6 protein-coding genes and 1 riboswitch are annotated in these 12343 nt (G+C 73.9%); all 6 genes read right to left on the bottom strand.

The window, feature by feature from the left end; genetic code table 11:
* Nucleotides 1-208 precede the first annotated feature (208 nt).
* Nucleotides 209-3247: a hypothetical protein gene (locus tag KF823_05950; GenBank protein ID MBX3725444.1), complete on the bottom strand. Its 3039-nt coding sequence runs from the start codon at nt 3245-3247 to the stop codon at nt 209-211.
* Nucleotides 3248-3393: 146 nt separating this feature from the next.
* Nucleotides 3394-4500, bottom strand: a complete 1107-nt coding sequence (locus tag KF823_05955) for a homoserine dehydrogenase (protein ID MBX3725445.1) — start codon at nt 4498-4500, stop codon at nt 3394-3396.
* Nucleotides 4497-5678: a cystathionine gamma-synthase gene (metB, locus tag KF823_05960; protein ID MBX3725446.1), complete on the bottom strand. Its 1182-nt coding sequence runs from the start codon at nt 5676-5678 to the stop codon at nt 4497-4499. The genes KF823_05955 and metB overlap by 4 nt, the downstream gene beginning before the upstream one ends.
* Complete coding sequence (locus KF823_05965) at nt 5675-6688, bottom strand: homoserine O-succinyltransferase (protein MBX3725447.1); 1014 nt, start codon at nt 6686-6688, stop codon at nt 5675-5677. The genes metB and KF823_05965 overlap by 4 nt, the downstream gene beginning before the upstream one ends.
* An 89-nt stretch (nt 6689-6777) precedes the next feature.
* Nucleotides 6778-6898: riboswitch (SAM riboswitch) on the bottom strand.
* Nucleotides 6899-7099: 201 nt separating this feature from the next.
* Nucleotides 7100-11101: a response regulator gene (locus KF823_05970; protein ID MBX3725448.1), complete on the bottom strand. Its 4002-nt coding sequence runs from the start codon at nt 11099-11101 to the stop codon at nt 7100-7102.
* Between the two features lie 123 nt (nt 11102-11224).
* Nucleotides 11225-12310 carry a uroporphyrinogen decarboxylase gene (gene hemE, locus KF823_05975; GenBank protein MBX3725449.1) on the bottom strand — a complete coding sequence of 362 codons (1086 nt, stop codon included), beginning with the start codon at nt 12308-12310 and terminating at the stop codon, nt 11225-11227.
* Nucleotides 12311-12343 lie beyond the last annotated feature (33 nt).

Genomic DNA, 12343 nt, shown 5'->3' on the forward strand with positions numbered 1-12343 from the left:
CCAGGTCCTGTCCATCCTTCCGGTCCGTTGACGCACTCTTCCTCACTGGCATCGCGGAAAGTCGGAACGGTGGCTGTCGGCCCGATGGGCGCCTGCTGTACTGGCGGTTTCCCGGATCGCCTTGCCGGCGCGGGTTCCGACGGGATCCCGGTGAACCACCCGCCTGCGCGGTGGTTCACCGGGCGGCCCCTCCCGGGCTCGCGCCGCGTTACTGGAAGCCGTTGGCGAAGATGCGGTCGACCGGGCCCGTGGCCGGCACCAGGCTGAGGGTGTTGTTGCTGGGGTCGTGGTCGTTGACGACCTGGCCGATCGCCACCGAGATCGGCGCCGGCGGCGGCGTCAGGCCGGTGAACACCGCGCGCACGCGCACCATCAGCGGCGCCGCGCCCGGGCCCACCACGTAGCCGCGCAGGCGGTAGCGGGTCGGGCTGTCGGCCAGCTTCTCCAGCGTGCCCGGACAGGGCAGGCCGCCCTGGGTGCATTCGGACTCGCTGCCCAGCAGGTAGCCGGCCGGGAACTGGATGTCGACGTGGCTGCCGCCCAGCTCGGCCGAGGGGCCGAGGTTGACCAGCTCGAAGGCGACGTCGACCTCGTTGCCGATGCGCGTCGCGGTGCCCGCCTCCAGGCCCAGGTTGCGGCTGACCACGACGTCGCGGCGGTAGCTGACCCGGTCGTTGCTGTCGTCGGGATCGATGACGCCACCGATCGCCAGCGGGATCCAGGTGCCGGCATCGAAGGCGACCTCCTGGCCCTGGTCCAGGAAGGGATCGGGCGTGGCCAGCAGTTCGATGGTGGCGGTGGCGCCTGCCGCCAGGTCGAGCGAAGGCTGGAAGTGCTCCATGCTGCACCAGGGGCCGGCGCAGCCGGCGGGCAGCGTGCAACTGGAACCGGCTGGCGCGACGCAGCGCCAGGCGTGGGGATTGAACAGCGGCTGGGCGGTGACCGGGTGGCGGCCGAGCTGGCCGGTGAAGCGCGCCTGCGGTGCCCGCGCCGGTCCGTCGTTGCTCACCGCCAGGGTCCAGAAGCGCGGGTCGCCGGCGACCAGGTTGGCGGGCGCGGTCAGGGCCAGGCGCAGGTCGGCCAGCGCCGGCGGCGTCGCCTGGCAGCGGATGTCCAGCGACCAGTCGCGCAGCACGCCGGTGTCCTGGGCGGCGTTGTCGCTGACGGTCAGGGTCCAGGCGCCCTGGCCGGCGCCGCCGATGATGCCGGGAAACCCGGCGCCCGGGCGCAGGCTGCCGTCCAGGGCGCGCAGGCCGGGACCCAGCTGGCCGCACATCGCCTGGGCGTTGGGCAGGTCGCCGAGCTCCAGCGTCGCCAGGATGTCGTCCTGCGAGCAGTTGCCGGCGCCCGGCATGCCGGTGCCGCGCGGCCGCTGGATCAGCGGAATCGCCGGCCGGCCCGGCGGCCTGAGGAAGATGTTGAGGTCGCCGACGTAGGTGTGCGTGATGTCCAGGCCGACCCGGATCGCGGTGACGAAGTTGCAGGACTCGAACACCTGGATGGTCGAGGTCACCGGCGCCAGCGGCGCGTTGTCCGGGATCGGCGCATTGCTGTTGCACAGCCCGTTGTTCGAGCAGCGGATGCCCGGCAGCGATCCGGTGGTGGTGCTCTGGAACAGCAGGGTCTCGCGCTGCCCGATCACCCGCATGGCATTGCGCGGGTCGTACAGGCCGCCGACCGAAGCCGAGGTCACGGTCACGGCATTGGCGGCGCCGGGCGTGAGGTGGCGCAGCGCGATGCGGTCGCCGTTGCGGACCCAGCCCGGGCCCGACAGCCAGCCGCCGTCGTTGATCCGGTACTGGCCGCCCTCGACCAGCACCGGGACGTGCAGGCCGGCATCCAGGCCGGACACGGTGGCGGTGTCGGAGACCACCCAGGCGTTGCGCGGCGCGTCGTTGCGAGGGGCGACGGCGAGCGGTGCCGGCCGCGTGCCCCAGTGCGGCGAACTGTTGTCGGCCTGCAGGCGGACCACCACGCCACGCCGGCTGAGCGTGCCGCGCGTATGGCCCGCGGCCAGGATGCGACCGGCGCCGTCGACGGCGACCGCCTCCAGCCGTGTGTCGGCGCTGCCCGGCGCCTGCAGCACCCGGCTGCCGCCGATCGAGAAGGTGGCTTCGGCTGCGCCGTTGCTGCGCCGCGCGGCGACCAGGCCATGCCGCGCGGTGCCGTGGCGGTCGCGCACGGTGCCGACCTGCACGCTGCGGCCGGTCGGCAGCAGCGCCATCGCGCTGCGGCCGTCGCTGGTCGGCGTTGCGACATAGCCGCGCTGCAGCAGGTCGATCAGCGACTGGCCCGCCTGCGCCCCAGGGCCGCCGACGAAGCCGGCATCCGGTGCGCCCGCTGCAGACCAGCGGCCCGCCGGCACCGCTTCCAGCATCGGGTTGACGCCGTCGTTCCAGGCGGTCGCCGCGACCAGCACCGCCAGGTCGGGCTGCAGGAGGCTGCCGGTGGCCGCCGCCCTGGACGCCGCGAACAGTGCGCCGCGCGCGTCGCCGTCCTGGAGGTTGCTCTCGTAGCGGGTCAGGTTGCCGCCGATCAGACCGACCACGTCGACGCGGTCGCCGGTGCGCACGGTTGCGCCGCCGCCGGCATTGGCGATGCGCCGGGTAGCGAACGACGAGGGCTGCGCCGGCCCATCGGCAGCGAAGGTCCAGGCCACGGCCCCGTAGATGTTGCTGATCGTGCCGGTCGCCAGGATCTCGCCCGAGGACAGGCGGGTCAGGTGCAGCGGTTCGGGCGCGTGCTCGTTGGCATTGAGCGGCAGCGGCTCGGGCAGGTACACGCCGCCCGGCGCGAAGCCGCCGTCCAGCGTGCCATTGGCCAGGATGCGCACGAACGCCGCCTCGTGGCCGATGCCGGCGCGCGGCATCCGGGCGCCGACCACCAGGCTGCCGTCGGGCAGCAGCAGGGAGGCCCGGCAACTGTTGAGCGAGCCGCCGCTGGCCTGGAGCAGGAATTCGACGCGGCCGCCGTTGCCCCAGGCGGCATCGAGCTGGCCGGTGTCGGTGAGGCGGGCAGCGAAGCAGCCCAGCGGCGACTGCGACTGGCCGTCGGGCGGCATCTTCTCGCCGACCAGGTAGATGCGCTGGTCGTTGGCGCCGACGTGGATGCCGGTGACATGCGCCGGATAGGTGGCGCCAGGGCCGGACCAGCCCTGGCTGCCGAAGCCGGTGTCGGTGTCGCCGGGCAGGGCGAGTGCGGAGGAGCTGGCCAGGGCCAGGGACAGGACGAGCGGGCGGATCGACATGGGGACACTCCGGGGAAACCGACCGTGGCTTGCGCAACCCCCGTGCCAGTCCAGGTCGGACCGTACCGTTGCGGCTGCGGGCCGACGCAAGCGCCGAGCCCGGTCCGCGATCGCGGTCGCAAGCGCCGCCTTTCGCCCTCCCGAGTTCAGCAACGCGAACCGGGCGGTCCTGCGCGCCGGCCGAACCCTACGGCGCCGGCGATTTCCAGGATGTCGTCCAGCAAGCCGGCCGCGGTGACCGCAGGTCCCGCGCCTGGACCCGACAGAGTCAGGGGTGTATCCGGATACCGGTCGCTGTAGATGGCCAGGCGGTTCCCTGGGCCCGCGCCCGCCAGGGGATCGTCGGGGTCCAGGCAAGCCAGGCCGACCCGTGCCCGGCCATCGGGCAGCAGGCGCGCGACATGGCGCAGGCGCCGGCCCTTGGCGTGCGCCTGAGCGAGCCAGCCCGACAGGGTGCGATCGAGTGCGGCGGTGTCCGGCCCCAGGCCCGGATCGAGCAGGGGCGCGCGTTGCACTGCGCAGGCCAGCAAGCCATGGCCGGCGGCCCGCGCCAGGATCAGCAGCTTGCGCTCGACATCCTGGCCACCGAGGTCCTGCCAGGGGTCGGGTTCGGTCAAGCCCAGCGCGCGTGCCTGTTCGAGCAGCGCCGAGAACGGCCGGCTGCCGTCGAAGCGGTCGAGCAGCCAGGCCAGGGTGCCCGACAGCGAACCTGCCAGGGCATGGATGCGGTCGCCGCCGGCGCGCAGCCGGGCGATCGCCGCCAGCAGGGGCAGGCCGGCGCCGACCGTGGCGCTGGCGCCGTAGCGGGTGCCTGCGCCGCGACGCGCGGAGGCGATCGCCTGCCAGCGCGACAGGCAGCCACCCAGGCCCCGCTTGTTGGCCGTGACCACGTGCACGCCGGCGGCCAGCCAGCCGGCATGCCGATCGGCGAGCGCTTCGCTGGCGCTGGCGTCGACCACGATGGCGGCGCGGCCGCGGCGCACGGCCAGCCAGGACAGGGGATCGGGCGTTGCCTGCGACCGCGCGGCCCGGGCAAGCGCATCGGCTGCCTCCGCGAAAGGCAGGCCGTTCCTCGCGGACACATGACGCGTGCTGTTGGCGATGCCGACCAGGCGCAGATTGCCTGCGGCGGGCTGGTCGTGCAGGCGGCGCAGCAGGGCGCGCCCGACCTGGCCGCAGCCCAGGACAACCAGATCGGCGGGTGGCGCATCGGCGGCCGGGGCGGTGGCCACGCGGGCGGCGGATGCGTTCATGCCGCCTCCTTGCACGGGGCGACGGCGGCAACACGCGCCAAGGCATCGTCCAGGTCGGCCAGCAGGTCGCGGGCATCCTCGATGCCGACCGACAGGCGCAGCAGGCCGGGGCCGATCCCGGCGCAGGTCCGCGCCTGCTCGGACATGGCGGCATGGGTCATGGTCGCCGGGTGCGCGATCAGGCTCTCCACGCCGCCCAGCGATTCGGCCAGCGTGAAGCAGCGCAGGCCCTCCAGGAAGGCGCGCACGGCCGGCTCGCCGTCGGCCAGTTCGATGCTGACGATGGCCCCCGGGCCGTGCTGCTGGCGCAGGGCCAGGGCATGGTCGGGGTGCCGCGCCAGGCCGGGCCAGTGCACCGCGGCGACCCCGGGCGCATCGGCCAGGCGCCGCGCCACCGCCTCGGCATTGTGCTGGTGCTGGGCCAGTCTCACTGCCAGGGTGCGCAGGCCGCGCAGGGTCAGCAGGCTGTCGAACGGGCTGCCGGTCAGGCCCAGGGCGTTCGCCCACCAGGCGAGCTCCGCGGCGAGTCCGGCGTCGGCGGCCACCACCGCACCGCCGACCACGTCGCTGTGGCCGTTGAGGTACTTGGTGGTCGAGTGCACGACCAGGTCGGCACCGAGCGCCAACGGCCGCTGCAGCGCCGGCGACAGGAAGGTGTTGTCGACGCAGACCAGGGCGCCGGCGGCGTGGCCGGCCTGCGCCAGGGCGGCGATGTCGACCAGGCGCAGCAGCGGATTGCTGGGCGTCTCCAGCCACAGCAGGCGCGGCTGTTGCGCCAGCACCGCGGCCAGCGCGGTGGGGTCGCGCTGGTCGACCAGGGCCAGTCGCAACTGGCCGCGTCGCGCCAGCGCGGTGAACAGGCGCCAGCAACCGCCGTAGCCGTCGTGCGGCGCCACCAGCAGGTCGTCCGGACCGAGCAGGGCCAGCACGGTGGTGACCGCCGCCAGGCCGGAGGCCGTCACCACGGCGCCGGCGCCGCCTTCCAGTTCGGTCAGGGTCTCGGCCAGCAGGTCGCGGGTGGGATTGCCGCTGCGTCCGTAGTCGTAGCGGCGCGGCTGGCCCAGGCATTCGAAACTGAAGGTGCTGCTCAGGTGCAGGGGTGGCGTCACCGCGCCATGGGCGGCATCGCAGTCGATGCCGCCGCGGACGGCGACGGTGGCAAGCGCGGCCGGCCTCATGCCGCCACCTCGCGGGCCGGCGTGACGGCTTCGCGCAGTGCCTCGGCGATCGCCTCGTGGCACTTCAGGAAGGCATCGTGGCCATGCGCCGAGCGCAGCGTCAGCAGACGCGCCGGACCGGCCAGGGACTCGGCCAGCGCGTACAGCGAGGACAATGGCACGACCTGGTCCTCGTTGACGCCGACCAGGGTCACCGGTACCCGGATCCTTCCTGGGTCGACGGCGTGCAGGTCCAGCGATTCCGACAGGCGCAGGTAGGCCGTGGCCGGCCATCGTGACGCGAAAGCTTCGCCATGAGACCGCAGCCAGGGCTCGCAGGCCAGCTCGAAGCGGTCGTCGAGCCGGGTCGGTGGCAGGTCGAAGCGCGCCCGGACATCCTGCGGCGTGCGGTAGCCGAGCAGGGCGACCTGGCGGGCCAGCGCCAGTGCCGGCGCCGCCTGGCCGGCCGCCAGGCCATGGCGGAGGATGGCCCGTTGCAGGCCGCGCCAGGCGCTGGCCCAGGGATCGGCGCGGTCTGCGCCGCTGATCGCGACCAGTTGCCGGAGACGCTCGCCATGACTGGCGGCGAACGCCAGACCGACCATCGCGCCATAGGACGCGCCGACCAGGGCGTGCAGGCGGGCGATGCCGAGCGCGTCGAGGACGGCGGCCAGGGCCTGGGCCTGGTCGGCGGTGTCGATCGGCTGGTCGATGCCGCCGCAGCGGCCCAGCCAGTCGATGCCGAGCAGGCGGAAGCGTCGCGTGTCCAGCGCCAGACCGGGGCCGCACTGTTGCGGCCACCAGCCCGGCTCGGGGTAGCGTCGGGTGGCCAGCAGATGGCGGTCGCCGGAGATGCCGCCCAGCACCGCGATCACCGGTGCACCGGGCGGCCCGGCCAGTTCGTAGGCGATGCGCACGGCGCGCGTGCCGCCGTGGCGCAGGCCGAGGGTGATCCAGCAGTCGCCGCGTTCGGCGGCGCAGTCGGCGGGGGCGGGGGCGGTGGCGCGCGGGCCGGGGTGGGTAGTGGTCATCTCGGCACTCCTTCGAAGGGCGGAAAAGGCATGCCATCGAGATGAGTGCGGATGATCGTGGCCAGCCACCGGGCGGGGGCGCCGAGCACGTTCCATCTGCCGGCGGGCCTTCGGGCCAGCCGCAGGAATTGGCACCTTCGACGGCAGCGCTGCTGCCGACGGGTTGCCCCGGCTTCAAAGGGCCTGTCCCTCAGCCGGTCTCGATGGTGGCGGCAGCCTAGCGGCAGACCATCCGGGCTGTCAATCGCTATATCGCGATGAAGAGATAGATAAGCTCGGGGTCGACCGTGACGCCCGGCGAGGGCATCGCTGCGCTGGCGCGGATGTTTCACGCGGGCGCGCGGATCGACGGCCGTAGCCGCGGCCCCACGAGGACTCCGAACCGCCGGCGGGCAGCCGCGCGACCTGCCGTCAGCGCGACGCCGTCGCGTCGACCAGGTCGCGCAGACGACGCGCCAGCTCGCCTGGATCCACCGGCTTGGCCAGGACGGCGCGTGCGCCCAGGGCAAGACATTCCCCGGCAACCTCGTCGCTGTAGCCCGCGGTGACCACCAGCACCGGCGGCATGCGCGCGCCCTGCAGGCGGCCCAGCGCCCGCAGCACCCCCTGTCCATCCAGGCCCGGCAGATTCAGGTCGAGGACCACGGCATCGAAGCGGGCGACCTCCAGATGGGTGAGGGCGGCCAGTCCGTTGTCGACGCTGACCACCTCGGCGCCGTCGGCGGCGAGCCGGGTCGCCATCACCTCGCGCTGGGCCGGATCGTCCTCGACCACCAGCAGGTCCAGGTCCCGAAGCGTGTCCTGCGTGCGGCCGGACGGTTCCGGCGCCCCTGCACCGGACATCGCCAGCATCCGGCACGCGCTCAGCAAGGCGCCGGGTCGCCAGCAACCGTGCACCGTCGCCCAGCCGGCCGGCAGGTCCCCGGCGTCGATGTCCAGAGGCAGGCGCAGCAGCACAGCCTGACCCGGCGGATAGCGTCCGCGCAGCGCCGACAGCGCATCGGCATCGTCGACCGCCGCCAGCAGCAGCGCGCCCGGAGGCAGCGTGCCCTCCGGCCCTGGCCCGGAGATGTCCTGAGGACGCGTAGCCGGGCCGTCGAGAAGATCGGCGGTCGCAGCAGCGGGCCCATGAGCCATCCGGGCAGGATGCGTAATCGCCGAACTGGCGCCGAGCGCGGCAAGGGTGGCCTGCAGGTCGTCGGCACGCCCGGCGTCGCCGTCGGCAAGCAACAGAGCCGGCAGCCCGGCCGCCGGCCATTGCGGCGGGCCGGGAACCGCCAGGCTCACCCAGAACGCGCTGCCGCCGCCGTCGCGGTCGCGCGCACCCAGGTCGGCACCGAGCAGGCCGCACAGTTCGCTGGAGATCGCCAGGCCCAGCCCCGCACCCCCCGCGCGGCGGCCGTGGCCATCCTGGCTCCAGGGCTGGAAACGGCGCTGCCTGAGCGCCGGTGTCAGGCCCGGCCCCTGATCCTCGACCAGGAAACGCAGCTGGCCGCCGCGATGGTCCACGCGCAGACGGACCCTGCCGGTGGCGGTGAACTTGATCGCATTGCCGAGCAGGTTGACAAGCACCTGGCGCAGGCGCTGGCGGTCGGTGTGCAGGCTGCCCGGGACCGGCGTGTCGATGCGTACCGACAAGCCCAGGCCCTTGCCGGCAGCGGCGGCCTCGACATCGCCCAGGACCTCGTCGAGCAGGTCGAGCAAGGGCGTGGCGGCAGGGCTCAGGATCAGGGTCCCGGACTCGATCCGCGCCAGGTCCAGCAGGTCGTTGACCAGTCGGAGCAGGTGCTCGCCGGCCTGCTGGATGCTCTGGCTGCAGTGCCGCTGACGCGACGCCAGTGGCCCGTTCTGCAGCAGCGCGTTCATGCCGAGCAGGCCGGCCAGGGGCGTGCGCAGTTCGTGTCCGACCCGGGCCAGGAAGCGGGTCTTTGCGGCGCTGGCCTGCTGCGCCCAGCGCTGTCGTTCCGCGGCCAGCAACCGCCGGTGCCGGCGCTGCAGGCGGCGGCGCAGGGCCTGCTGTCCGGCCACGGCGCACAGGCCCAGGGAAAGGGCGTAGACGACCAGCGCCGGCGCCCTCCGCCACGGCGGCGCCTCGACCTCGACCAGCAGGGTGAGCGGCGCAATCGCCGCCTGGCCATCGCTGTTGCTGGCCGACACCTGCAGGGCGTGGCGACCGCTCGACAGGCGCTCGAAGACGCGTTCCGGCCCGTCGCTGTCCAGGCCTTCGTCGCCATCGGCGCCGTCCAGCCGAAAGCGGAAACGCTGTGCCCGCGGCTTGTGGAAGCTGTCCAGCCGCACCGCGAGGCGCAGGTCGTGGTCGCCATGGCGAAGCTGCAGCGTGCCGGTGCCGGTATCGAGCGGCACGCTGCGACCATCGCGCTGCACGCTGGCCTCGTGCCAGCGCAGGCGCGCCACCGGCAGCGGCGCCAGCAGCGACCGGGTGTCGATCACGACCACGCCGGTCTGCACCGCTGCCACCAGCAGGCCACCCGGCAGTCGCTGCGGCGGCGAGCGGGCGAACTCGACGCCGGGCAGGCCGTCGGCCTCGTCGAACACCCGCAGCGTCCGCTGCTCCGGCAGCCAGGCGTGCAGGCCGCGCTGGCTGGTCAGCCAGACGCGGCCGTCGGCATCCACCATCACGCCGCCGCCGGCCACCGCCGGCAGTCCCTGTGCGGCGGCGACCGCCTCGATCTGCTCGATCCGGCCATCGGCGCGGACCCGATAGCGCGCCAGCATGCCCGGCCGGTGCAACCAGAGGCTGTCGTCGGGCGCGAAATCCAGGCCCAGCACGGGAAGATCGCCGCTGCCCGCCACCGCCTCGGGTTGCCAGGCCCCGGGTTCGGTCCGCAGCAGGCCACGCTCGCAGGCGAGCCAGGTGGCGCCGCGGCGGTCGAAGCGGATGTCGGTGATCTCCGCGCAGGGAAGCGCCTGTCGGTCGCCGAGGAACTGGAAGCGCACCTCGGACAGGTCGCCGCGGAACCAGGCCAGGCCGCCACCGCCGAACGCGGTCAGGATGTCGCCGGCGGGCGACTGCGCCATCCGCAGCACCGGCGTCGACGGGAACGCCCGGCCTTCGTCGTCCTGCTGCCACAGGCGGCTGCCGTCCGGATGCCAGCGATGCACGGTCCCGTGGTGGCCGGTCCACACGGTTCCGTCGGCGCTGGCCGCCACGCCCCGGATCCGGCTGTCCGGCAGGACGCCGCCCTCACGCTGCCCGGTCCAGCGCCGTACCTGGCCGCTGGCCGGGTCGAGTTCGAGCAGACCCGCGGCCGGGTGGCCGGCCAGCCACACCCGCCCCAGGGCGTCGGTCTGCACCATCCTCAATGTGCCCGCCGACGTCTGTGCCGGGCCGAGGTCGTGGTCCGGCAGGTAACTTCGGATGCTGCGCCAGCGCGGCGGCAGTTGCGCGATGCCGCCGCCCTCCATGGCGAACCACAGGCTGCCCTCGCGATCCCGCAGGACATCCAGGATCATGCCGGCGGGAAGGGCCCGGACGCGCCCGGGTCGCGCCGGAAACACCTGGACCAGGCCGCTCGGCGGATGCCAGCGCCGGATGCCGTCGATGCTGGCGTACCACAGGCTGTCGTCGGCATCGCCGGCCACGCCCCAGCCGGACACGCCAGCCAGCTCGGCCGGCAGCCCTGGCGTCCTGGCGTCGGTCGTTGACAGGGCGCGCAGGCCGGCATCGGTGGTCAGCCAGCGCAGGCCGCCGTGCTGCCGGATGTCGGCGACGATCGCCGGCCGGGTGACCTCGCCGGGCCCGACCAGCGGCACCGCCAGGAGACCGGTGTCGGGGTGCCAGCGGCACAGGCCCTCGGTGCTGCCGATCCAGACCGTGCCATCCGGGTCGACGTCCAGGGCGATGACGTGATCGGAACACGGTCCGGCCTTCGCCGCGTCGTCGTGCCAATGTCGGGTGATGCGGCCGTCGATCGCCAGTCGCGCCAGGCCGGTGCCGAACCCGCCCAGCCAGATGCCGCCGAGGCCATCGGGGGCCAGTGCCCAGATGCGGTCGCCGGGCAGGCTGGCATCGTCGCCGGCGCGATGCCGCCAGGTCTCGAAGTCGTTGCTGTCGCGGCGGTAGCGGGCGACGCCGGCGTCGTTGACCGACACCCAGACCTGGTCGAGCGGATCGACCAGCACTTGCTGCACGTCGTTGCCCGGCAGGCTGCCGGCACGATCCGGATCGTGCCGCCAGACCGTGAAGCCATGGCCGTCGAAGCGCGCCAGACCGTCGAGGGTGGCCAGCCACAGATTCCCGGCGCGGTCCTGGGCCAGGCGATGAACGGTGTTGGAGGGCAGGCCGTCGGCGCTTCCGAGCAGCCGGAACAGCGGCCGCTCCGGCGGCGCCCCGAGCTCGCTGGCTGCGGCCGCTCCGGCGGCCGGCAGCAGCATGGCAAGCAACGCGAACATCCGGGTCGGCATCGCCCCAGACTAGGTGGAGCGACCCGTCGCACCCATCGGAACCGGCCGCTGCCGGGTGTAGGAATTTTCCGATGTCGCCGCGACGCCGGGCGCGCGCCGGGTTCCGGGCGGTCAGCCGGGGCCGGCGTGCCAGCGCGGGCTGAGCCGGGCCACGGCGTCCACCAGGGCGCCGAGGTGCTCGGGACGGACCTGCGGGGTGATGCCGTGACCCAGGTTGAAGACATGGCCGGGACCGTGCCCGTAGTCGGCCAGCACGGCGTCCGCCTCGCGTTCGATCGCGGCCGGGTCGGCGTAGAGCAGGGCCGGGTCCAGGTTGCCCTGCAGGGCGACCCGGTCGCCGGTCAGGGCGCGCGCCTCGGCCAGGCCCTGGGTCCAGTCCAGGCCGAGGGCGTCGGCGCCGGTATCGGCCAGGGCGGTCAGGTGGCTGCCGTTGGCGCCCTTGGCGAACACGATCACCGGCACCCGGTCGGGGTCGTCGCCCTGGCCCAGGGCGGCGACTATGCGCGCCAGGTAGCGCAGCGAGAATTCGCGGAAATGGTGCGGCGCCAGCACGCCACCCCAGGAATCGAACACCTGCAGGGCCTGGGCACCGGCGGCGCGCTGCGCCGACAGGTAGTCGATGATCGCGGTGGTCAGCACGTCCAGCAGGCGGTGCATCAGCGCCGGCTGCTCGGCGAGCAGCGCCTTGGCGCGCCGGAAATCGGTGCCGCCGCCGCCCTCGATCATGTAGCAGGCCAGTGTCCAGGGGCTGCCGGAGAAGCCGATCAGCGGCACCTTGCCGGCCAGCTCGCGGCGGATGAGAGACACCGCGTCGATCACGTAGCGCAGCTCGACCTGCGGATCCGGCGCGGCCAGGGCCTCGATGTCGGCGGCGCTGCGCAGGGGCCGCGCGAACCGCGGTCCCTCGCCCTCGACAAAGGACAGGCCCAGGCCCATGGCATCGGGAATGGTGAGGATGTCCGAGAACAGGATGGCGGCGTCGAGCGGAAAGCGCGCCAGCGGCTGCAGGGTCACCTCGCAGGCCAGTTCGGGCGTCTGGCACAGGGCCATGAAGCTGCCCGCGCGCTCGCGGCTGGCCCGGTACTCGGGCAGGTAGCGGCCGGCCTGGCGCATGATCCAGACCGGGGTGCGGTCGACGGGTTGCCGGCGCAGGGCGCGCAGCAGGCGGTCGTTGAGCAGGGGCGGGTGGCTGGTCATCGGGGTCACTCGGAATCCTGGGGGCAAGGGCCG

The organism is Lysobacterales bacterium, from assembly GCA_019634735.1.
Taxonomy (GTDB): Bacteria; Pseudomonadota; Gammaproteobacteria; order Xanthomonadales; family UBA2363; genus Pseudofulvimonas.